We start from the raw sequence: 21,108 nt of genomic DNA, 5'->3' as shown, positions 1-21,108 counted from the left end.
ACACTTACTGTTTTCTGTGGGCTAAAACTAAAGGTGGTTCACCATTAAAGGGATTTTTAAATCTTCCTATAGATTTTGCGCCCATAGAAGAAGCTCTCATAATGCTTAATTCTCCATATTTATCGCGAACAGTATCCATGGCGTTGTACAGTTTGAGCATTTGCTCTGTATCATCAAAAAGGTTGATTTGATAATTTCCACTTACAATGTCAGAAACCTTAACACCTACCAACCGAATGAGTAACCTTCTTTGATATAAATTTTTAAATAATTCTAAAACCTTAGGAATGATAATATGGTCTGCGCTTGTATAAGGTATCTTTATTTGTTTGTTGTAGGTGTTGAAATCCGAATATCTAATTTTCACACTAATTGTTCCTGCTAGTTTATTCCCTTTTCTTAATTGATAGGCTAGGTTTTCCGCCATTGCAAAAATGGTTGTTTTTAGTTTTACCATATCAATGGTGTCTTTACTGTACGTTCTTTCGGTTGATAAAGATTTACGTTCGTGAAAGGCGATAATTGGTGGGTTGTCAATTCCGTTCGCTCGTTTCCAAATCGTTTTTCCATTTTTACCTAAGACACTAATCATCATTTCTAAAGGCATTTCTTGAACTACCCTTACTTTATCTACTCCAAGATTTCTTAAAATAGTATAGGTCTTTGAACCAACAGAAGGTATTTTCTTGATAGATAAAGGCGCTAAGAAGTCTTTTTCAAAACCTGCGTTGATCAATAATTGGTTATTTGGTTTTGCTTCGCCAGTGGCTACTTTAGAAACAATTTTATTTTGAGACATCCCAAAAGAAATTGGTAATCCGCTTTCTTTGATAATTTGCTGACGCAATTCAGAAGCATATTTATAGCTCCCAAAATAGGTGTCCATTCCAGAAAGGTCTGCATAGAATTCATCGATACTTGCTTTTTCAAAAATGGGAACACTTTCTTTAATGATATCTGTAACAATATTGGAGTATTTAGAATAGGTACCGGTGTTTCCTCGAATGATAATTGCTTCTGGGCACAACCTTCTAGCAATCTTCATTGACATACCAGAATGCACACCAAATCTTCTTGTTTCATAACTACAAGCTGCCACAACACCTCTGTCTCCAGTTCCGCCAACCAATAGTGGTTTTTTTTGTAACCTACTATCAATCAGTCGTTCGCAGGAAACAAAGAAAGTGTCTAAATCAAGATGTAAAATATTCTTTTCCATAGTGCAAAATTAGCTACAAATTCATACATTTGTTGCTCAATATTGTAGCATTATGAATAATTTATCAAAAAACATAAAACATTTAAGGCGCTTAAAGAAGTTAACACAAGAAGTCTTGGCTGAGGAATTGTCTGTAACAAGATCAAGAATAAGTTCTTATGAAGAAAACAGATCTTCGCCAACCATTGAGTTTTTGATTGATTTTTCGGCTTATTTTAAAATTCCAATTGATATTATCATTAAAAATGATTTAACAAAAGCGAAAGATGTTTCATTCATCGAAGTGGGAAATAAAAGGGTTTTGTTTCCGATTACTGTAGATAATGATAACGAGAATCTGATTGAGGTTATATCTTCAAAAGCCTCTGCAGGATATTTGTTGGGGTATGACGATCCTGAATATATCGAGCAATTGGAGAAGATAAAGTTGCCATTTTTACCCACAGGAAAACACAGGGCTTTTCCCATTAAAGGAGATTCCATGTTACCGATGAAAGATGGTTCTTATGTAGTGGCAGAATTTGTAGAGAATATCAAAGAAGCAAAAAGCGGGTTGTCCTATATTGTAGTCACAAAAGATGACGGAATGACTTATAAGCGATTGGTGAATTTGGTAGAAGAGAAGCAATCCTTTTTATTGAAGCCAGATAACCCAAGCTACCCACCTTATGAAGTACCTGTTTCGGAGGTTTTAGAATTGTGGAAATTTACATGTAGTATCAATACACAGGAGTATGAAGAACATGAGTTGAAATTGAGTAGTATTATTCAAATGTTTAATGGGCTGGGAGTGGAGTTGGAGGCTTTGAAGAAGAGTTTGAAGTAGTTTTTACCGCAGAGTTCACAGAGAATTGAGTTCAGTTTTAACCGCAGAGGGCGCAGAGTTATTCGCAAAGTAAGCAGAGAGTTGAGTTCACCAAGAATTCAACTTCGTTGAATATTGGTTTGGTATGTTGTGATTTAACTTAACCGCAGAGGCTTATCCTCAGTGTCCTCAACACCAAAGGTGTAACCTCAGCGAAACCTTGGCGTTCTTCGCGGTAAAAAATATGTTATTGTAGTTTTAACTGTTTAACCGCAGAGGGCGCAGAGTTATTCGCAAAGTAAGCAGAGAGTTGAGTTCACAAAGAATTCAACTTCGTTGAATATTGGTTTGGTATGTTGTGATTTAACTTAACCGCAGAGGCTTATCCTCAGTGTCCTCAACACCAAAGGTGTAACCTCAGCGAAACCTTGGCGTTCTTCGCGGTAAAAAAATTATGTTATTGTAGTTTTAACTGTTTAACCGCAGAGGGCGCAGAGTTATTCGCAAAGTAAGCAGAGAGTTGAGTTCACAAAGAGTTCAAGTTCGTTGAATATTGGTTTGGTATGTTGTGATTTAACTTAACCGCAGAGGCTTATCCTCAGTGTCCTCAACACCAAAGGTGTAACCTCAGCGAAACCTTGGCGTTCTTCGCGGTAAAAAATTATGTTATTGTAGTTTTAACTGTTTAACCGCAGAGGGCGCAGAGTTATACGCAGAGAATTGAGTTCGCAAAGGATTCACCTGCGGTAAATATTAGTTTGATTTTGTTTTGAATGGGAAGTTTTGACTGATTTTACCGCAGAGGGAACAGAGTTATACGCAAAGTAAGCAGAGAATTGAGTTCGCAAAGGATTCACCTGAGGCAAATGTTTGTTTGGAATNAAAAATTATGTTATTGTAGTTTTAACTGTTTAACCGCAGAGGGCGCAGAGTTATACGCGAAGTTCACAGGGAATTGAGTTCACAAAGGATTCACCTGAGGGAAATGTTTGTTTGATTTTGTTTTTAATGGGAAGTTTTAACCGTTTTTACCGCAGAGGGAACAGAGTTTTCGCGAAGTGTGCAGAGGCTTATCCTCAGTGTCCTCAACACCAAAGGTGTCACCTCAGCGAAATCTTGGCGTCCTCCGCGGTTAATTCTATATAATCACCTTAGTCGTATACTTCAACTCTTCCAACACAATCTGAGATTCAATATCACTAATATTAGAAATCGAAGCGACATCATTTACCAAGAAGTCACGGTATTCTTTAATGTTTGAAAATCTAGCTTTGGCCAAGAAGTCATAAGACCCAGAAATGTGATAAAATTCAGTGATTGATTCTAAAGATTCCATTTGTTGAATGAATTCTGTTCGTTTAGATGCGTGATGGTCTTTCACAGTAAGGTTAAGGAAAACAACAATTGATTTCCCGAGTAAATCAGCATCCAATAAAGCAACATATTCCTTGATATATCCAGCTTTTTCTAGTTTCTTTATCCGTTCATATATAGGAGTAGTGGTTAGGGAAAGCTCTGAAGCCATTTCTTTAGCGGTCTTTAAACAGTCCGTTTGGAGAATTTCAAGGATTCTTTGATCAATATTATCCATGTTTAGTGTTTTTAGCTGTAAAAATAAGGTTAAGTAGTAAAATATACTAATTTTTATCTATTAGTATTTTATATCACTTTTTTGAATCAAATTTGCAGCGATTTAATCTTTTACAAAATCAAAACTTTAAATGAAAAGTTTAATTTCTAAAATATAAAATGAAGAACAAATATCAAGATCTTATAGAGCAAACGTTTGACTTTCCACAAGAGGAATTTAGTGTTGAAAATGGTGAATTGTCATACAGAGGTATTGACATGAATGCATTGATTGAAAAATACGGAACTCCATTTCGATTTACATACCTTCCTGTAATTGGGAAGCAAATTGAACGCTGTCGAAATTGGTTCAATACAAGTATCAAAAAACAGGATTATAAAGGAAAATACGAATACTGTTATTGTACAAAAAGTTCACACTTTAATTTTGTGTTAGAGGAGTGCACAAAACACAAAACCAATATTGAAACGAGTTCTGCTTTTGATATCGATATTTTGATTGCTTTACACAAGAAAGGAAAGCTAGATAAGAACGCTTACATTCTATGTAATGGTTACAAAACCGAAGTGTACATTAAGAAAATCAAAGAGTTATTGGAGCTTGGATTTACTAAAGTAATTCCTGTAATTGATAACTTTCAAGAGTTTGATATTCTAGATGAGCAAATTGATGCTGAGTTAGAAATAGGAATTCGTATCGCTTCTGAGGAAGATCCAAAATTTGAATTCTATACTTCTCGTTTAGGAATCGGATATAAAGACGTTGTTTCATTTTACAACTGGAAACTAAAAGATCACAAGAAGTTTAAACTTTCCATGTTACACTTCTTCGTGAATACAGGGATTCGTGATAATGCCTATTATTGGAACGAATTACATAAATTCTTGAGCGTTTATGAAAATTTGATAAAGAATGACGCTGACATTACGTATTTAAATGTTGGAGGAGGATTTCCAGTGAAAAACTCATTAGCTTTTGACTTCGATTATGAATATTTAGTAGATGAAATTATTGGGCAAATTAAATTGTCAGCAGATCATGTAGATGCACGTCACCCAGATATTTTTACGGAATTTGGTTCTTTCACAGTCGCTGAAGCAGGAGGTATGGTGTACACTATTCTCGATCAAAAGAAGCAAAACGATAGAGAGAAATGGAATATGATTAACAGTTCTTTCATGACTACACTTCCAGATTCTTGGGCGATTAACAAACGATTTATTATGTTGCCAATTAACCGCTGGAATGAGAAATACGAACGTGTTTTCCTTGGTGGATTGACATGTGATAGTGATGATTATTATAACTCAGAGCAACATACAAACGCGATTTATTTGCCGGTTTATAATAAAAAAGAGCCAATGCATGTTGGATTCTTTAACTGTGGAGCGTATCAAGAATCAATTTCAGGGTATGGAGGAATTAAGCACTGTTTGATTCCAAGTCCAAAACATATATTATTGAGTCATGATGAAAACGGAGAATTAGTTGATGAACTATTTGCTCCACAACAAACGAGTGAAGAAATGCTTAAAATATTAGGATACTAATGAGAACATTTGGAGGAATCCCTGAAGAATTAGGGAAATTAGAAAACGCAGCGGTAGTGATTATCCCTGTGCCTTATGACGGAACTTCGACTTATGGAAAAGGAGCTGACAAAGGGTTTGAAGCATTGATGGATGCTTCTGAAAACATGGAGTTGTATGACATTGAAACGAATTCTGAAGTTTATGAACAAGGAATTTTCATTGCTCCCACAGTAACAGAAGAATCTTCACCAGAAGCGATGTGTGACGCCGTTGAAAAATCAACAGATGAATATATCGAAACTGGGAAATTTGTCAGTTTATTCGGAGGAGAACATTCTATTTCAATTGGAGCGATTCGTTCATTCAAAAAGAAATACGAGAATCTTTCCGTTTTACAGTTGGATGCACATTCAGATTTAAGACCTGAATTTCATGGATCAGCTTGTAATCACGCTTGTGCTTTACACGCAGCTTCAAAAAATACGAATCTTGTTCAAGTTGGAATTCGCAGTATGGATTCAGTAGAATTACCATTCGTAAAAGAGGAGAATTTCTTTGACATGTACCGCATTAATTCAACTTCAAACTGGATGGATGAGGTAATCAATCAGCTAGGGGAAGAAGTTTACTTAACAATTGATTTGGATGTTTTTGATCCGTCAATTATGCCATCAACAGGAACGCCTGAACCAGGAGGACTGTATTGGTATGATGTAATCACTTTAGTGAGAAGAGTAATAGAAGAGAAAACCTTAGTTGGTTTTGATATTGTAGAGTTGGCTCCAGTAGAAGGAGTTCCAGCGCCAGATTTTATGGCAGCAAAATTATTATATAAAATATTATCCTATAAATTTAATTCATAATGGGGAAAGTTAGAGAGTTTATCGAGTACAATTACAGACATTTCAACTCTGCAGCGCTTGTAGATGCGGCAAAAGGGTATGAAAAACACCTTGCAGAAGGAAAGAAAATGTTGGTTTCACTTGCTGGTGCAATGAGTACAGCTGAGTTAGGAATTTCATTAGCAGAAATGATTCGTCAGGACAAAATTCACATGATTTCAACTACAGGTGCAAACTTGGAGGAAGATTTAATGAATTTAGTAGCTCACGACAGTTACGAACGTGTACCACATTACCGTGATTTAACTGCTGAAGACGAATGGGCATTATTAGAAAGAGGTTTAAATCGTGTTACGGATACATGTATTCCTGAAGAAGAAGCATTCCGTCGTTTACAACAACATGTTTTTGATATTTGGAAAGATGCTGAAGATAAAGGAGAACGTTATTTTCCGCATGAATTTTTATACAAATTGGTTTTATCTGGAGTTTTAGAGCAATACTATGAGATTGATCCTAAAAATTCATGGATGGTTGCAGCTGCGCAGAAAAATTTACCGATTATCGTTCCAGGTTGGGAAGATTCAACCTTAGGTAATATTTTCGCTTCTTACTGCATCACAGGAGAGTTGAAACCTTCGACAATGAAGTCAGGAATTGAGTACATGATGTGGTTGGCAGATTACTACACAAACAACGCTGGTGAAGAAGGAATTGGTTTCTTCCAAATCGGTGGAGGTATCGCAGGAGATTTCCCAATTTGTGTTGTGCCGATGTTGGCGCAAGATTTAGAACGTGAGGATACACCATTCTGGAGTTACTTCTGTCAGATTTCTGATTCTACAACAAGTTTTGGTTCATACTCTGGAGCAGTTCCAAACGAGAAAATTACTTGGGGTAAATTAGGAATCGATACACCAAAATTCATTATTGAATCGGATGCTACGATTGTAGCGCCGTTGGTGTTTGCTTACTTGTTGGATCAGTAGATAAAAACGTTATATATATTTTAATAGCGTAGGACGGAAGTTCTGCGCTATTTTTTTTGTGGATGATGGCACGCGGATGACGCGGATGCAAGCAACGCGGATATACACGGATTTTTTTATGAGTTTATTTAAAGGGTAAAGTGAATTAGATACTATGTTTTAGTCGATTAAGTTATTCTACTTTGATTTGGCAGTAAAATTAATTTATTTCCGAATCTTAGTAAGAAACTTAAGGTTTTTTAGTTGCAACAGGTCCTATTAAAAGTAGTTCTTCAAGAATAGATTCTGATTTTTTAGTCATTTTTCCTTTTTCAATTTCATCCAAAAGTTTATCCAACTGATTTTTAGGCAGTGTTTTTACTATTTTCAGTAATTCTTTAAATCCTATTTTTACTTGAACTCCCATATTATCAAATACACAAAAAAAAATCGAAATTATTTATTTTAGTAAATTGAGTTTTAGGATTACATGAATTTAAATAGATTTAGAAACTAGAGTCCTCTTCCTTAATCCCTCTTCAAAGAAGGAAAGGCTTCGAATCGAAATTTTAGATGTAATTATTACATTCTTTGATTTTTTAAATCCGCGACCAATCCGCGTTCGGAGATTCGTGTCATCCGCGTTCCTTTACAGCGCTACATTTATATTCAACCATACAATCCCAATCCCAACTTTAAATCGTAATTTTGCACCATGAAATTTGAAGATTATAAAATAGCGAAAGTTATAAAAACTGAAATTAAGAATCTAGGTTGGGCAAGGCCCACAGATATTCAGTTTAAGGCAATTCAACCGATTTTGAATGGAGAGGATGTTTTGGCAATCGCACAAACGGGAACTGGTAAAACAGCGAGTTTTGTGATTCCTATTTTAAATTCAATTCACAATCAATTAGAAAAGAATTCTGAGCATTTTGTTCGTGCTTTGGTGATGGTTCCAACAAGAGAATTGGCTGAACAAGTTCAAAAGGTATTTGCTGAAGTAGGAAAAGGAATTGATGTTCGTTCTCGCTCTTTAATGGGAGGTGTTTCACAAGATGATCAAATAGCAGATTTGGACAACGGAATTGATGTTGTTATTTCTACGCCTGGACGAATGTTCGACTTGATTTCACAAGGTGTTTTAAAGGTTGATCGCTTACAGACTTTGGTTTTAGATGAAGCCGATCACATGTTGGATTTAGGTTTTATCAAGGACATTCAAGATTTGATGCGTCATATTCCTCAGAAACGTCAAACTTTGTTCTTTTCAGCTACAATTGACAAGAACATTAAGAAAATCGCTTATAACTTGGTGAGAAATGCCATTCGTATTCAAATTTCACCAAAAGATCCTGTTGCTAAAAATATTGAACACGCCGTTACATTTGTTGAAATGGACGATAAACGTTTCTTTTTAGAGAACATCGTAAAAGAAAATGAAGGTTTGAAAATTATGGTTTTTGTTAGAACGAAAGTTCGTGCAGAACGAGTAGTTAAGGCATTGGAGCGTGTGGCAATTGAAGCGGTGACAATTCATGGAGATGTGGAGCAAAAAGACCGATTTGAGGTTTTAAGAAAATTCAAAGACAATGAAGTTTCAATTCTTGTAGCGACAGACGTTGCAGCTCGTGGAATTGATATTCCTGGAATTGGAGCAGTAATTAACTACGATTTACCAGATGAACCAGAAAATTATGTTCACCGTGTAGGTAGAACAGGACGTGGAAAAGAAAAAGGTGTCGCTATTTCATTTTGCAGTGAAGGGGAAAAGATTTTATTATCAGCAATTGAGGCTTACAATGGGACTGAAATTGCAATTTATGATCTTTCAAAACAAGATTATAGCGCCATTTTAGAAGATTCTGAAGACGGAACGAATGATTGGAGGAAATTGATGGCCGAAGAAGAAAAGAGAACGGGTAAAGGAAATGAATGGTAAAATTAATTACGAATTACGAATGTGTTCAATTCGTAATTCGTAATTCAAAAATTCGAAATTAATTAACCCTCGCAGCTAACACATTCCACCAAGTTCTTCACCACAAATTCTTTACCAACACTTTGGCTTCTTTGGTAGTATAAAGTTTTTACACCTAATTTCCATGATTCAATAATTAATTTATTGATATCCTTAACTGGCAAATTTGAAGGGATATTTAGGTTTAAACTTTGAGATTGATCAATAAATTTCTGTCTTATTGAAGCTTGTTGGATAATTTCCAATTGACTAATTTCTTTAAATGTTTTGAAAACAGCTTTTTCTTCAGCAGTTAATTCTTTTAAATGCTGAATACTTCCTTGGTTCAACATGATACTTCTCCATGTTTCTTCATTATCAAGGTCTTTTTCAACAAGCAGATTCTTAAGGTATTTGTTTTTTCTTACAAAGTTTCCTTTCGCTAATCCAGCTTTATAGTAATTGCTGCTCAAAGGTTCAATTCCTGGAGAAGTTTGTCCCAAAATAGCAGAAGATGATGTAGTGGGAGCAATCGCAAGTAGCGTTGTGTTTCTCATTCCATAATCTTTCAATAATTCTGGTTCACCGTAAATATCAGCCAATTCTCTTGACGCTTTTTCGGCTTCATTTTTTATGTGTGAGAATATTGATGAGGTTAATTGCTTCGCTTGCATTCCTTCAAATGGAATCATGTTTTTTTGAAGGTAAGAATGCCAACCCATTGCACCTAATCCCAGTGCGCGGTGGCGTTTTGCAAATCTATTTGCTGAAGCTAGATAATAATTGTTTTCTGTTTTTGCGATGAATTCTTGAAGAACTGCATCTAAGAAAAATATAGCCAATTGAACCGCATTTGTATCCTTCCATTCGTCATAAAGCTCCAAATTCATTGAAGAAAGGCAGCAAATGAATGACTCTTCTTCGCTTGATGGCAACATAATTTCAGAACATAAATTACTTGAATTTATGCTCATGCTTTTATCTTTATAAACTTGAGGTTTGTTCTTATTTACATTGTCTGTGAAAAACAAGTATGGCAATCCTTTTTGTTGACGTGATTCTAGAACTTTGGCCCAAATTTCACGTTTTTCCATATCACCATCTATCATTTCAACCATCCAATAATCTGAGACACAAACACCAGAAAATAGGTTTTGTAAGGGACTCCCGATGTCTTTAATTTGAAGGAATTCTTTAATATCTGGATGATCAATGTCTAAATAAGCAGCAAAAGCACCACGACGAACACCACCTTGAGAAATTGTGTCCATTGCTGTGTCAAAAAGTTTCATAAAAGAAACTGCGCCGCTACTTTGTCCGTTGTCAGTTACAGCACTACCACGTGCTCTCAATTCACCGAAATAACCCGAAGTTCCTCCACCAATTTTGGTTTGCATGATGACTTCACCTAGTTTGTGTGTGATTTCTTCAATTCCATCTGGAACATGCACATTGAAACAAGAAATAGGTAAACCACGCTCTGTTCCCATATTCGCCCAAATTGGAGAACTCAAACTCATCCATCCTTTTTCAATAAGATCGATAAATGGTTCTTTTAATTCAGGTTTGTACAGGCGCTTACTTGCCGCAGTTGCAACACGTTCTATTGCACCTTTTACTGTTTCTCCTTTAAGTAAATATCCTCGGTTTAAAATTTGCTCACTTTCATCATTGAGCCACCACAAGTTTTCCATAGTTGTATATTTTTATAAATGTTTTCTGATTAAAATAAGTTTCACATATATAGACTAGCCTCTAAACTTTCTTCTTTCTTCTTTTTCATTTTTTCTTGATAAAAAACGAAACAAAAAATCAAGGTGATTTCCTAGGTGAATGCTATGCAACATGAGATTATCTATGCTCCATGCTATATTTCTCTGCAAGAGAAATGCAATTCCACATGATAACTCACTTTCACTTGGAAACCCCGAACCCTTCGATTATGAAACTTAAGATAATCCATCCAATAGCTTAAAATAATCTTTATACTAATTTAATTAATGATATGATTTTTAATCAGGCATCAATTATTATTCTCATTTTAGAACAAGTCTGCAGCGCTAATACTTTTATCATGCTTTGTATATTCTGTAGGACGTTTAGCAAAGAAATCGTCCAAAGAATTGGCGAAAATTTCTTCTTCGAACCATGCCATTGGGCGATATTGTTCTGTGCTGATGTGATATAATTTCCCAATACCGATTTGATCTAAGCTTTCATCTACTCTAAATTTCATAAAGTGAATTAAGTTTTCTTTACTGACCGAATCAATTTCTCCATCTTCAAAAATCCAATCTAGAATCTCTGATTCAACGGTAATTGATTGTCTAACGATATTTTTGATCTCCTCTATTGTTTCTGCATCGAAAAAGTCTGGATATTCTTCTTTGATTTTATTGACAAGGAAAATTCCAGCTTTGGCGTGAACTTGCTCGTCAATTGAAGTCCATGAGATGATATTACTCACGTTTTTCATTAATCCTTTAAACCTTGTGAATGAAAGAATAATTGCAAATTGACTGAAAAGAGAAACGTTTTCTATTAGAATAGAGAATAAAATTAATGAGAAAATGTACTTCTTTTTATCGTCTGATTTCGAATGTTGGAGCGCATCTTCCAAATATTCTAATCTCTTTTTGATGGTTGGAATTTCGATTATATGTTCAAATTCTTCATCATACCCTAAAACAGCTAAAAGCCGAGAATAAGCTTCAGAATGACGAAATTCACATTCCGCAAAAGTACTTCCCAATCCATTAAACTCGGGCTTTGGCATGTGTTCATAAAGATTTCCCCAAAATGATTTTACAGCCACTTCAATTTGAGCTATTGCCAGAAGACTTTTCTTGATTGCTTGTTTTTCTTTTTCCTGAAGGTGAGAGTGGAAATCTTGAGTGTCTGCAGTAAAATCTACTTCAGAATGAACCCAAAAAGTTCTGTTGATGTTTTCAATGAAATCCATTACCTCTGGATATTCAAATGGCTTGTAATTGATACGTTTGTCGAAAATTCCCATTGCAAATAGTTTTTAAATAGTTAAAACAATTGCATAAAAAATAGGAGAGAAGATGGAGAATTAACTCGCTTCGGAACCTTGTTTTTCATGCGAAAACAAAATTCTACTTGTTAAGATTGAGTATCTGGCTTATGGTTTTGTACCACTTACAGTTGCGCAACAGCTCATGAATTTCACATGATTCCTCATTTTCCATTTAATATTCTTAATAGAAATATCAAGTTGTCTTAACAAATGGATTTTGGTCAAATATAGATAAGAATGTAAGAGGAGGAAGGAAAATAATTTTGGAGTTATGAACAAAAATTGTTGAGAAGTAGGGTAAGGTTTTGATTATTAGAAGGATGTTAGAGTGTCATCGTAATTATTTAAATTTCTTTAAAAACATCATAACGAAATGTTCTACTATCAATATATTTTAAGGTTCACAATAATATTGCAAGGGAAATTGTAACCTTTAGGAAGAGTGGTTTCATTTCGGACTTTTTTCAAGAAGTGGAAAAATTAGTTTTATGTAGAATAAAAAAAATAACTTTTCTTTCTGTTAATTAATTAAATTGAGTTAGAAAATAGAAGTGCTCATGGATTAAGACCTTTTCTTTAATTAGAAATCCTACGATAAGAAACAAAGTCATCACAAGAATTGAAAAGATGTATAGTTTTCTAAATGTCAGAAATAGCGCAGGAATCAGAGCGCCTAAAGTAAAACAGGTGAGGTTTATCTCAGATCCATACATATAAATTGAAACGTATTTTGGTAATAATGGAGAATCGAGATTTTGTATATGATCTTTGATTCTGAAAATCAATAAAATGGCATTTATTAGGATGGCTGAGATGCTTAGAATGTTTAAAATCTTCCAAATTTTATTGCTAATCTTCATTTTGAGTAATTTTTGATTGGTTTGGAATATCTTCTTGATTGACTTTTCTTCTTAATTTAAAGAGCATTCCCGAAATAATTGCAGCAATAGAATAACTGAACGATATAACAAAAGAAATATCATTCGTCATTATTAATTGTGTTAAAACAACCCCTAAACTTGTTAATGAAATTAGAACGGCTTTTGCTGTTTTTAAATCAACCTCTATATCATCAAAATATTGGAATATTACTGCTAGAATAGTGAATGTTGGAAATGAAAATGCAGCGCTAAAAAGGATATAGATTAAAAACCATTCAAAAGAGGAAGAGGAAAAGGGTACTGTCGAATCATTGAGAAACATGAAAATCATAGAGCCCAAAACTACCGTGGTAAACCAATGTTTGAAGTAATAAGACCATCTCATAAATTTAAAATTAAGATATATTTTCAGTTTCTTTCTTTTTTAATTTAAAGAACATTCCTGAAATAACTGCTGGAAGAGAATAGCCTAAAGTTGTCTCCAAAGTAATATTTTGCACTATTACTAACTCCGATAAAACCACTCCTGAAATTGTGGATAAAATTTGAATTACTTTTACTTTTTTGATTTCGATTTCAAAATTTTCAAGGTAATTGAAAACAAAAGCTAAAACTATAAATGTTGGAAATGAAAATACTGCGCTAAACAAGATTAAGATTAAAAACCATTCAATAGAGGTAGAGAAAAATGGAACAGTAATATTATTGAGAAAGATGTAAATCAAAGATCCTATTAGAACAGTTGTTATCCAATGTTTGAAAAAATAAGACCATCTCATAATTTATTCAATTTAAAAAAAATCTATTTATTAAATTTATTTTGAGCATCCAAAAAGGTTGAGTCCGATTGTTTTTTGATTGATTTTATTATGTCTAGTTTATCGATTATACTTAACTGATGAATAGCAATCCTTTTCAAGTTCTCAAACCTATTTTCTTTGCTTATTTCATTTCTAATTAATTCGGAATTTATAGATTCAAGATTAGAAAGAACCGCTAATTCATTTATACTCGCAAAATCTCTCATGTTCTGACCATTTAAAGAAAGACTCGGATTAGCCTCTTTCCATTGCTTGGCTGTGCAACCAAATAAAGCGACATTTAATAAGTCTGCTTCTTCAGCATATTCAATCCATAAATTATCAAATTTTTGAGTTGATTTAGGGATAATATGATTTTTAACTGCATCAGTATGAATTTGATAATTTACTTTACTAAGAACTCTTTTCACATCCCACTCTAAATTATATTGATTAGATTCTATTTTCTTTAACCTTTGAAATTCTTTTATTAGTAAAAGTTTAAACATCGGACTAATCCAAGCACCAAATTCAAAAGCAATATCTTTATGAGCATAAGTGCCACCGTATCTTCCACTTTTAGATATAATCCCTATTGCATCAGTGTTGTCTACCCATTTTTTTGGTGTCAAATTAAATGAGTTTAATCCTGCTTCTTTTTTAAAGGTGTCGAATTCGACACCTTTAAAACTTGGATTATTTAATTGTTCCCAGATGCCCAAATATTCTACAGTATTTCTATTTCTCATCCAATTTCTAATATGATCATTTCCTTCTTCTCCACGCACCATATCAGTTAAACAAATATAATCATCATCATTATGAGATGTGATTGCAATGATCTTTTGTTCAACTTCAATTTGTTTCTTTTTTCCAGTCATAAAATTATTGATTTAGAGAGGGTTATTTAAATTTGTTCCTTTATCATTAATGAAAATACGAAGAAATTGATAAAATCCATAAATAATTTTGGCTTAGGCTTTTAATTCGTTTTTCAATCAACTAATACCTTCCTCACAACTTTCCCAGAACCAACATCAAAATGCAAAAAGTAAATTCCATTCTCAAAACCAGAAACATCAATTGTAACCTTTTCACCAAAAGATTCCATCGTTTTTACCAACTTCCCATTCACATCAAAAAACTCGATTTCTCCATTTATATTTTGTGAACTCTCAATCGTCAGAATCGAACTTACCGGATTTGGATATATGCTAAAATCTAAAGCATCTTGATTTTCAATTCCTAAAGTGATATTTACATAACAATCAGAATAGGATGGATGCTGAAAGAAATCTTGATTGTTTGAAAAAGAACAAGTCATTAACATTGAATCTGGAACTTCTCCACTAAATTTAGTTGGTGTATTTGGAAAAAGTGGCCCATGAACACTCCCAATTCCTTCAATCCAAACTTCACTTAAGTGATCAAAAGCTGTGGGACCAGTTGGTTCAGTAAAAATGAATTTTCTATAACTTTCTCCGTTCAACTGAACGGTTTCAATTTCATCTACATGAATCCATGAAGTGAAGTAGTCAAAATCATAAAATACACTATCTCCAATTACTAAATCAAAATTATAAAGCGTATCAATTGGGTTTGTTCCGTTTTTGTACAAAATCAAATCATTATCAACCCTTGTTAATCCTTCAAAAACTAGATTGTTTTGGAAGAAAGAATCACTTGTAGAATAAATTTTTGACCAAACTTCGCTATTTATCGTGCTGTCTCCTTGTATTCCAAAAACTGTTGTTGTAGTTGCTACAAAACTCGGATGTTCCTGGGTGGCTGCAGTGAATGATTTTGCTACGTTCCATTTTGAATCTTGATTCGAAAAGTGATGCGTGATTTGACTAAATAGGAGTGTAGGAAGTAGAAATGAGAAAACTAGAAGTGATTTCATGTTTGTGTGTTTTGTTGTGATGATTAAATTTAGGGTTTTAATTTGGAATTGAAAAACACGGAGTTTCAGATTAAGATTTATTTTTGCATATCCTCCCTCTGTATCTCCCTCCAAAGGGAGAGTTGCTCCGAACAATCAATTAATGTTAACTGATATTAATTTAAGAATAATTTTGGAATTGAAAAACTATTGTTCTTCCTAATAGAATTCTAAATAAAATGCTGCCGTGAGATTTTATCTCGTGGTCATTTTCTTTTAGAATTATTTCCATTTACTCCCAAAACTCAAATTCATAAACATGCTCAATAACAGTTTCATTGGAATAAGAATGTCTAACTTCTTTAATTATTAAAGCTTTAGTTTTATCTAAATGATATTTGTAAGTAACTAAATAAGAACTTCGTGAGTCAGATTTTGAGTCTAGTTCTATAATTCTTCCTTGTGCATCATAAGTAAAGAAATGTTGGTGCCTGTCATTGTCAATGTATGATTCAAGCGGTTGATTTCTTTCATTGGTGAGAATATCGATTAATCCAGACCTTTTCTGTGTGACGCCAATGATATTTTGGTCGTCATCTGTCAAAATACAATAGGAATTGGTGCAAAATTTATTCTTTTCGACAAATCGATAGTGCGTGTATCCTCGCGTGTTAAACTCTCCAACCAAATTTATTCTCACGACATATTTATAATTATTACTGTAAACAACATGCTCTTGTTGAATATATAAATCGACATGATTCCCTTCATAATTTGGTTCAATATCTAATTCATAATCTTCAATATAATCTAAAAGGTCGTTTTTGTAATGATATAGTTTTAGCGACTTTTCACGATCCGTTGTGTTTCTTCTTATTATCTGATTATCAGAATTGTAATTATATATTTCTTCTCGTCTGATCTTCTTGTTTTCTCCAAGATGTTCAATTTTATCAACCTGTTGCGACTTGTTTAGGAATATTTTCTTTGTTCCCATAAATCTCCTGTTAGTGTCATTGAGTTGATAACTCGTGATTCCCATAGAGTAAATTTTTCTGTTGAAATCAAGAATATCAAGCATTTGTAATTCTTTTGGATGACGCTGGAATCTAGCCAAATCGAAATTATCGTCATTTGTCAATTCTTCAATTTTTTCTTTGGAAGGCTGAACTAATTTATCTTTAAATGCAGATTTGAATTCTGGATAAACAGAAAGTAATTGCTCAACTTCATCTCCTTTTAAGTATACACGAAAAGATTCATTATTGAAGAGTTCTGCTGAGTTTGAATTTTGAGGGAATTCCACAATAACTCCATTTGTAAAGGGATATACCACTGCTTCTGAGAAATAGAGTTTAGTTCCAATTTCTACCCCTTTTTCTTCATTCTTGCTAATGCTTTCAATTCTTTCTAAATTATCTAAATCTATTTTTTGAGTTTGTAACAAATATAAAGTCTTGAATTTTGAAAGGGTTAATTTCTTTAGTTGACTTTGTTGAATAGGAGTAGGAGCGTCGTTGATTTCAGTTATTTTGTTTTTCTCGAAGTCAGCTAAATAATATTTTGTCATTGGGATTTCATCTTTTCCATAACGATCTCCATTGTTGAATTCAAAATTATAATTGATGGAATAAATTCCGCAATTATTCAGTACACTGATCAGTCTGATGTCAACGGATTTGAATTTTGGATTAACAGAATACCTATTTTCATTTCCTTGTAATCGGTTCCATTTTTCAATCTGACTTTGATATTTCAGTGCTTTATTGTTTAACTGAAAGAAGGAAACTTCATCATTTACCGTTTTTGTTGCGATAGCGAAGAATTGATCTTCAATTTTTGACCAAACCTCGTTCTTGTCTTTTTTCTGGTCATGAACGATTTCCAATTTCCTTGGAGAGTAATCCTTTTCTATCTCAGCGCTTAAAACATAAGATGAAACTGAATATTCTTTATTTTGATAAACGTCTAAAATCTGCGAATGACCTATGATAGAGAATAAGCCTAAAGTCAATATTGTTGATAATTTTTTCATTTTTTTGTCTTTAAACTATTTTTCTGTAAAAAATTCAATGGCCATGTTTCCTTCTACGATTTCTATTTTCACGCGATAGAATCCTTTTTCCTCTAAAAATCGCTGTAGAACATCAATGTCAATTGGAATAGTACTGTTTTTAGGTTTGAATGATTTGTCATTAATTAATTCTCCTTCAACGTTAATTCTAGCGGCAACATAATTCGCTCCTGCAAGAATGTTGTTTGAAGTTGCTTCAATTTTAGTCGTATCACTACCATTTATAAAATCAAAAGAAAGATCTGCTTTACTAATTACAAGTCCATAGAATCGTTCTGACTCTTTAGTTAATAGAGGAAGATTATAAAATCCACTCAAATATGGTCTGAAATTTAATTTTGCATTCAGAATATCAATTTCAAAAACATTATTTATTATCCCTTTCGGGTAACAAGTGCTGTCTTCATTTACAAATTGAATATTTTTGATTCCATTTTTGTCAAAATCCATTCCCTTGGTGTCGAAAAGCACTTTAAAAGGAGTCTCATTATTGATTTGGACCAATGGATTGTTTTGTAAAGTAACAGCAATTTTCTTGGTGATGAGAGTAGCATAAACTGTTCCTTCTCCATTAAAACCATATCTAAAACTTCCCTCAATATTGCTAATGTATCCTTCCGTTTTACACGGATTTAGGTTGAATTTTAGATAATCTACCGCTGGGTAATGAAAAGCAAATTCCTTAAACATCAAAAGTTTCATGCTCGTATATCCACCATCTCTGTTATTATCAGTTTGTAAGTTGAGATAAAAGATGTTTCCGTAGTTAAAGTCGTCAATTGGAATTACCTTCTTAGGAATAAAAGCTTTAACATTTTCAAATTCTTCAAAATGATAAAGTCCTCCGGCATAGCCTATTTTCCCACTTTGTAGGGATTTATCGTAACATACACATGCGTTGGGGTCTTCCTGACTTCGGTCAATTATAAATTCACCATTGTCAAACAAACTAATCTCTGCAAGTCCATTTTCATCATATTTAATCCATTGTCCATGTCGCTTACCATCCTTGAATTGGCCTTGATTCAAAAGTTTACCGTTTTCATCGAATTGTTGATAAGCTCCATTCGACTTTCCATCTTTCATTTTGTGAGAAGTCTTTAATTGTCCATTTTCAAAATATGTTTCTACAGTTCCTAATCCAGTGGAGTAGTTGGTTTTTCGTTGTAATTTTAAGATATTCCCTTTATAAAATTGACGTTCTATTCTTATTGAATCCTCATCTGTGTATAAGATGTTAAAGTTTGAAGTATCTCCATTATCCCACATGTAAATGCTGTTGCTTAGCTCGGGTTCTCGCATACTTTTTAAATTTCCATTTTCGTAGAAATCGGCATAATAAGTTTCTTTTCCTTGACTATCATATTTTCTTACTTCTCTGAGCATTTCTTCGTTAGCAAAACTGTAGTTTTCTTTTATTTGGTGATTAGGGTAATACGAAATTCGTAATTTAACTACTCCATCAACTGATTTCTCAACCCAATTTCCAATTGGTAAACCATGTTTATATTCAGCATGAATTAAAGTGTCACCATCAATTGGGTTGTAAGAAATCCATTTTCCATTGGGCAGACTGTCTTTAAATTCCATTTCAAAAAATATTGAACCATCTTTATACTTCCATTGATGTTTCCCGTCTTTAAAACCTTCTTTAACTAACTTTTCATCATTCCACTCTGGATTGTATTGAGCAGCAATAATTTCGGCAATTTTATTTATTTTAGGTTCATCAATTGAATTACCTGTGCTTGTATAAATTTGATTTAGTTCACCATTTGTAGTGAAATTCGCAGTATTGGAATGATGTTTGTCCGCTACAAAATGAATTCTTCTCAGTTGTTGATTCGTAAACGTTTTATATCCAAAAAGTGGTCGAGAATGCTTTAGTAGGTGAATTGATTTAATATTTTGGTCATTCGAAATAGACAGTTGAAAAGCATCATGAATGGCAAGGTCAATTAAATTACCCTTTTCAAAGTTTAGGTCTAAGCTGTTTTTATCATTCCCTAGAGCATTGAATATTCTTGTTAGATTTCCCTGTTCGTCATAAGTTCGGTTCCATCCAATAAATTTCCGAGAATTATACATGAGGTGATAGTTATAATCTTCTCTCAATTTTCCGTTTTCATAATAAGTCAAATATTTCCCATCGAGTTCGCCATTTTTGAAATACATTACTTTTTCAATTTGACCGTTTGCATAGTAAGTCATGGTTTTACCTTCTTTCTTTCCGTCGATCCAAGTTGTTTTACTACTGATTTTTCCTTTATTCCAGTACGTTTCAATTCCCGTTTTCTGAGAACCTTTCCTACCATCAAGATTTACGATTTCAAAATGTGCTTCGTAGCTTTTTAATCCCTCGGCATCAAATCTTTCTTCAATTCCGAATTTTAGATTGTCTTTAAAATGAGTTCTGGTAGTCAACTCTCCTGTGTGATAAGAATAATCTTCTTGAACACCGTTTCTCATGAAGTTCTCCCAATTTTCGATGCGCTGGAGTTTCCCAGAATTGTAAATCGTGATTTTACCATCATAAACATTTTTGTAAAGAGTGTCGTCAACGGTAATTAACCTGTAATAAATCCCTTGTCGTTCAATTTGACCATTTTGGTTATAGCGGATAAATGAACCATGTTCGAATCCATCTTTGAATTCAACTTCAGACTTTAATGAATTGATTTTGTCTTGATGATATTCCTTACATAATCCATCCTTTTTACCTTTTTTGAACTGTAAATCAGATGAAAGATCCCCGTTATAATGATAATATTTAGCATTCCCATCCAACACAGATAACTTTTTAGGAACGTTCTGAACTTCCTTTCTTAAATTAGAAGATTTTTTTTCTTTGTTATTTTCTCCAAAGATTTTTACATAATTAGGATTTTCAATTATTATGAAATTCTCATTACTTCGAAGTCTACCATTTTTTTGATAGACAATTTTATTTCCAATGTGCAAATCATTTTGGAAAGTACCTCTTTCTCGGATTTCTCCGTTGGAATGATAAACTGTGTACTTTCCATTTTTATATCCTTTTTCATAGTTAAGTTCTTCTTGAATTTCTCCTCCCATGTAGTAAATAATAACTTTACCATGTATAACTGAAATATTTTCTTCAGGTAAGGCAAGATAATGTTCAGTTCTGCTAATTTGCTCAGTTCGTGGTGTGAAACTCTCTACTTTACCATGGAGTAAACCTTTCTTGTAATTCGCAATGAGTTTTATTTTTCCGTCGTTATAAAACAGTCTTTTCTCTCCATGCAATACTCCATTTTTAAATCCACTAATTTCTAAAGTATCTTTATTTGTGTTGCGAATAATAATTTCCTTTTTGTTAAAAATAGTGTCTTTTCCGGCTAATGTTTTAAAGGCCAAATGAGAATTTTTTCCTTGTTGTGAAAAGGAAGAAACTGAAAAGAAGAGGAGGAAAGGGAGTAGAAGAATTAACTTTTGTAGGGTTTTCATTTTAGCGTTCTATTGTTCTTTTTTAAAGATGTACAGTTTGATTGGT

The 21,108-nt window shown here is 33.4% G+C and carries 16 protein-coding genes and 1 riboswitch; of the genes, 5 read left to right on the top strand and 11 right to left on the bottom strand.

Annotated elements, in window-relative coordinates; all coding sequences use genetic code 11:
• Nucleotides 1–4 precede the first annotated feature (4 nt).
• Entirely contained in the window at nt 5–1,219 is a 1,215-nt protein-coding gene (gene dinB / locus C6368_RS02595; protein ID WP_107037621.1) for a DNA polymerase IV, read from the bottom strand.
• 52 nt (nt 1,220–1,271) lie between these two features.
• Between dinB and C6368_RS02590 the strand changes: the two genes are divergently transcribed.
• Nucleotides 1,272–2,045 (top strand): XRE family transcriptional regulator, encoded by a 774-nt coding sequence (locus tag C6368_RS02590; protein ID WP_107037620.1) that lies wholly within the window; start codon nt 1,272–1,274, stop codon nt 2,043–2,045.
• A gap of 1,117 nt (nt 2,046–3,162) precedes the next feature.
• Here C6368_RS02590 and C6368_RS02585 read toward each other — a convergent pair.
• Nucleotides 3,163–3,615, bottom strand: coding sequence for an Lrp/AsnC family transcriptional regulator (locus tag C6368_RS02585; protein WP_107037619.1), 453 nt, complete (start codon nt 3,613–3,615; stop codon nt 3,163–3,165).
• Between the two features lie 158 nt (nt 3,616–3,773).
• Between C6368_RS02585 and C6368_RS02580 the strand changes: the two genes are divergently transcribed.
• The 3 genes from C6368_RS02580 to C6368_RS02570 are packed head-to-tail and all read left to right on the top strand — an operon-like array spanning nt 3,774 to nt 6,978.
• A complete protein-coding gene (locus C6368_RS02580; protein WP_107037618.1) occupies nt 3,774–5,165 on the top strand; it encodes a type III PLP-dependent enzyme domain-containing protein in 1,392 nt (463 codons plus the stop codon).
• Nucleotides 5,165–6,010: an agmatinase gene (gene speB / locus C6368_RS02575; protein ID WP_107037617.1), complete on the top strand. Its 846-nt coding sequence runs from the start codon at nt 5,165–5,167 to the stop codon at nt 6,008–6,010. The genes C6368_RS02580 and speB overlap by 1 nt, the downstream gene beginning before the upstream one ends.
• Nucleotides 6,010–6,978: a deoxyhypusine synthase family protein gene (locus C6368_RS02570; RefSeq protein WP_107037616.1), complete on the top strand. Its 969-nt coding sequence runs from the start codon at nt 6,010–6,012 to the stop codon at nt 6,976–6,978. The genes speB and C6368_RS02570 overlap by 1 nt, the downstream gene beginning before the upstream one ends.
• 229 nt (nt 6,979–7,207) lie before the next feature.
• Here C6368_RS02570 and C6368_RS17200 read toward each other — a convergent pair whose 3' ends face one another.
• Nucleotides 7,208–7,384: a hypothetical protein gene (locus tag C6368_RS17200; RefSeq protein WP_159038393.1), complete on the bottom strand. Its 177-nt coding sequence runs from the start codon at nt 7,382–7,384 to the stop codon at nt 7,208–7,210.
• Between the two features lie 288 nt (nt 7,385–7,672).
• Between C6368_RS17200 and C6368_RS02565 the strand changes: the two genes are divergently transcribed.
• Entirely contained in the window at nt 7,673–8,899 is a 1,227-nt protein-coding gene (locus C6368_RS02565) for a DEAD/DEAH box helicase (protein WP_107037615.1), read from the top strand.
• 62 nt (nt 8,900–8,961) lie between these two features.
• On the opposite strand, the gene C6368_RS02560 is transcribed toward C6368_RS02565, so the two are convergent.
• From C6368_RS02560 to C6368_RS02525, 8 genes are all read right to left on the bottom strand, one after another.
• The gene (locus C6368_RS02560) at nt 8,962–10,611 is read right to left on the bottom strand and encodes a ribonucleoside-diphosphate reductase subunit alpha (RefSeq protein WP_107037614.1); all 1,650 of its coding nucleotides are present in this window, start codon (nt 10,609–10,611) and stop codon (nt 8,962–8,964) included.
• Nucleotides 10,612–10,958: 347 nt separating this feature from the next.
• Nucleotides 10,959–11,933, bottom strand: coding sequence for a ribonucleotide-diphosphate reductase subunit beta (locus C6368_RS02555; RefSeq protein WP_107037613.1), 975 nt, complete (start codon nt 11,931–11,933; stop codon nt 10,959–10,961).
• Nucleotides 11,934–12,031: 98 nt separating this feature from the next.
• Nucleotides 12,032–12,167, bottom strand: a riboswitch (cobalamin riboswitch).
• Between the two features lie 639 nt (nt 12,168–12,806).
• Nucleotides 12,807–13,223 (bottom strand): hypothetical protein, encoded by a 417-nt coding sequence (locus C6368_RS02550; protein WP_159038392.1) that lies wholly within the window; start codon nt 13,221–13,223, stop codon nt 12,807–12,809.
• 10 nt (nt 13,224–13,233) lie between these two features.
• The gene (locus C6368_RS02545; protein ID WP_107037611.1) at nt 13,234–13,617 is read right to left on the bottom strand and encodes a hypothetical protein; all 384 of its coding nucleotides are present in this window, start codon (nt 13,615–13,617) and stop codon (nt 13,234–13,236) included.
• A gap of 23 nt (nt 13,618–13,640) precedes the next feature.
• Nucleotides 13,641–14,519, bottom strand: coding sequence for a KilA-N domain-containing protein (locus C6368_RS02540; protein ID WP_107037610.1), 879 nt, complete (start codon nt 14,517–14,519; stop codon nt 13,641–13,643).
• Nucleotides 14,520–14,632: 113 nt separating this feature from the next.
• A complete protein-coding gene (locus C6368_RS02535) occupies nt 14,633–15,541 on the bottom strand; it encodes a T9SS type A sorting domain-containing protein (RefSeq protein ID WP_159038391.1) in 909 nt (302 codons plus the stop codon).
• Nucleotides 15,542–15,812: 271 nt separating this feature from the next.
• Nucleotides 15,813–17,555, bottom strand: coding sequence for a hypothetical protein (locus C6368_RS02530; RefSeq protein WP_107037608.1), 1,743 nt, complete (start codon nt 17,553–17,555; stop codon nt 15,813–15,815).
• Nucleotides 17,556–17,570: 15 nt separating this feature from the next.
• Nucleotides 17,571–21,062, bottom strand: coding sequence for a toxin-antitoxin system YwqK family antitoxin (locus C6368_RS02525; protein WP_107037607.1), 3,492 nt, complete (start codon nt 21,060–21,062; stop codon nt 17,571–17,573).
• Nucleotides 21,063–21,108: the final 46 nt, after the last annotated feature.

Origin of the sequence: Brumimicrobium mesophilum (assembly GCF_003025005.1) — a bacterium.
Taxonomy (GTDB): Bacteria; Bacteroidota; Bacteroidia; order Flavobacteriales_D; family Crocinitomicaceae; genus Brumimicrobium; species Brumimicrobium mesophilum.
The sequence above is the reverse complement of the archived record's forward strand: the minus strand, read 5'-3'. Positions and strand labels throughout refer to the sequence as shown.